The sequence below is a fragment of the Bacillus sp. 196mf genome, from assembly GCF_003217275.1.
In the GTDB taxonomy this organism is placed as follows: domain Bacteria; phylum Bacillota; class Bacilli; order Bacillales; family Bacillaceae_G; genus Bacillus_A; species Bacillus_A thuringiensis_S.
Map to the genome: position 1 here is coordinate 1 of NZ_QJTG01000083.1, position 3,058 is coordinate 3,058.

A 3,058-nucleotide genomic window follows, 5' to 3' on the forward strand; every position below is an offset into this window, starting at 1 on the left:
GATATCCATGAACTGAAGTATAGGCAATTGCATCGTGCATTTGAACATGCGCTAGATCAAGAAGAGCAACGAATATTAGAAATGAAATATATGAGCGCAACATAGTTAAACGATGATTATATTTATACAGTATTAGGAATGAAGCGCGGTAAGTTTTATCGGAAACGAAAGTCAGGGATTCTTAATTTTGCGACGGCATTAGAGATGATATGAAAAAATAATGGAACTTTTGGGGTACTGTTTGGGGCACTAAATCGGGTACCTTTTTGAGTTGGAATTGGAGGTACGATATGTCTACAGTTACTGTTCGGAAGACAGGAGGCTGTGGGGATAGCGTATCCACCATCATGTGAAGTGATGTGAGTGGGCCCCACTATCAAAACGTTACCGAAGAACGGGCATGGGCGGTAGGAACCCGCGACAGGACGAAAAAATCAAGGAGAATTATATATACGATCACGGTTCTAGATCGTATCGTGGTCTTGTTTATTTATAGCAAGCAGTGATAATATCTGTTGAAACACAATATCAATAGGGAGAGGATGGTGATTGGATGGAAAAAATATTTGCCACATATGTGAGTTTGGTAAATGGAAAAACGCATATCTTACATATGAAATTGGAGAATGTTTTAGAGAAAGTGATTGCGCCAGATGGAAGTTTTAGGGAAGGTCTAATACGCTTTGATGACATTGTAATAAACCCAGAACATATTGTTTCTGTGCAGCAAGTCACTTCTGTACGAACGCGTAGACCGAGTCGAACGATATAGTAAAAGCTTCCATGATAGATACTTTGTAATGGAGAGGCAACCAGTATTTTGAGTGGTAGGTTTTTGCAAGTTTATTTTTATAAATAGGGTGTAAATAACTTGATTTTGGTATGAAAAACCATCCTTCTACGAGAGAAACACTTGTCCTTTTGCTTGCATATGATAGGATATCAAGTTGTAAAGGATGAGGTAATGTGATTAAAGAAGGACAGTTGATTATTACGTTTCATACTCATGTGGATAACCGAGCTAAAAATCAGGTTCATACCCAATTAGGTGGAAAGAAAATAGATGAAATACCACAATTCAATATTGATGTGATTATAGTACCTATCGGGGAAGAACGAAAGTATAGAAAGATGTATAATGAGTGTGCGGAAGTTAAATTTGTCGATTTTAATGCAATACGTAGAGGGAACAAAAATAAAAAAAGTAAGCTAGCCTGTCATTGTATAAAGAAGTGGCCTTGTTATTATAATGAGTCTATCAATGGTTGTATACCTAATGACCCTTATTATTTCCAAAAAACAGAAACTTCTCAGGGTTTACAGAATCAATGGGGTTTACAGGGGATTAGTCCAGAGCAAGCTTTTTGTAGAGTGAAAAACATGAAGGCTGTGGTCAAAATCGCTATTATTGATAGTGGAATAGATCCTAATCATCCTGATTTAATAGAGAAAATTGTAGACCCTATTAATTTTAGTTCTAATGATCCAAATGATTATATTGATGGAACAGGGCATGGGACGTTTGTTTCAGGAATTGCAGCGGCAGTTACAGATAATAAAACAGGGATTGCAAGTGCTAGTTATAATACCGCTAATATTATTCCAATTAGGGTTGTAAACAGTCAAGGCTTTACCACTACAGTCGCTGTAGTAAAGGGGATATTGTACGCAATAGAAAAAAACGCACAGGTTATTAATATGAGTTTTGGTGGGCCGGTATATATACAAGCTGAGCAATTAGCAGTGGAGCGAGCATGGAATCAAGGGATTATTATTGTAGCATCTGGGGGGAATAATGGAAGCGAACAGCCTAATTATCCATCTGACTTCAATTTTGTACTAGGAGTTAGTTCTATAGATAAAACAAATAAGTTAGCATACTTTTCAAGTTGGGGAGTGGGCGTCGGTATTACAGTACCGGGTACAGCAATTTTATCGACTACACCAACATATCCTGTGGCTGATTTCAGTAAAGTTAACTACGATGCGGGGGATGGTACCTCATTTTCTGCTCCGTTTGTAAGTGGGACGGCAGCGATGCTTCGCGCTTTAAAGCCCCAAGAAAGTAATCAGAAAATCATTCAAGTTATTCAGAAATCAGCACGTAGGTTAATGGGGGAGAGTAAAGGGTGGAATTCTTTTTATGGTTATGGATTATTAAATTTAGATGAGGCTGTAAACAGGTTATTGTTCTCCGTAGGGGGAGATGGGGAAGGCTCATTTTATGGTCAAGTGGTTGGGATTGATGGAGTACCTAGGCGATCATTAGATGTTCTTGCTGTTAATAATCAGACAAAATTAATTTCACGAAAATATCAAACAAAATATCCCATTGAACAAGAATTTAATGGACAATCTTTTTTGGGGTCAGATGGAATGTTTCGGTTATTTAATTTACCTGTTGGTAATTATTCAATTTATGCGGGTTTTGTAAGTCCAGAAACGCGGTTAGCGGAAAATATAGCCATTATTCCAGGGGCGGACGTATACCTCAAGTTCATTTTATCAGCTAATATAGAGGAGTATCTTCTCTCGAACAGTTTATCTGATGAATCATGCACTCGTAATCACATAGAGAGCACTCTTTAGTGGGTGTTTTTTCTTTTCAAAATTATAAGTTTATTTTTTAAAAGAACAGATCAGGAGTGAAGGATTGAAAATTGTAATGAATAGCATTGGTTTGAAAACATTAGACTAAATCGAACGATATAGGGAATTTTGAGGAAGCATCCATATGTGGGTGCTTTTCTTAATTCACGGAGGAGGAAGAATGCAACCATTAACCGTACAAGAAATCAGAAAGCTATATGAACAAAACAAGGTCATAAAGTTTTACAAACATAGATACTGGTATAAACACATTCGCTTACAAGCATTAGAACGTGATAACTATGAATGTCAGTCGTGTAAGAGATTAGGTAAGTACAGTAAGGGGTGTAACGTACATCACATCAAAGAGTTAAGAGACAGACCAGACTTAGGGTATGAGCTGGATAATCTGGAGACGCTCTGTATCCAGTGCCACAATTTCGAACATGGGAAGGAAGAGAACATCATC

General features: G+C 37.4%; 3 protein-coding genes and 1 pseudogene. All 4 read left to right on the forward strand.

Going from position 1 to position 3,058, the window contains the following annotated elements:
* Positions 1-213, forward strand: a pseudogene (locus ATL10_RS32270) (ArpU family phage packaging/lysis transcriptional regulator); the annotation flags it as partial.
* A 364-nt stretch (positions 214-577) separates the two neighbouring features.
* Positions 578-772, forward strand: coding sequence for a hypothetical protein (locus ATL10_RS30460; RefSeq protein ID WP_258375851.1), 195 nt, complete (start codon positions 578-580; stop codon positions 770-772).
* A gap of 194 nt (positions 773-966) precedes the next feature.
* The gene (locus ATL10_RS30465; protein WP_110498344.1) at positions 967-2,589 is read left to right on the forward strand and encodes a S8 family peptidase; all 1,623 of its coding nucleotides are present in this window, start codon (positions 967-969) and stop codon (positions 2,587-2,589) included.
* A 181-nt stretch (positions 2,590-2,770) separates the two neighbouring features.
* Positions 2,771-3,058: HNH endonuclease (locus tag ATL10_RS30470; protein WP_110498346.1), on the forward strand; the 288-nt coding region annotated here is incomplete at its 3' end.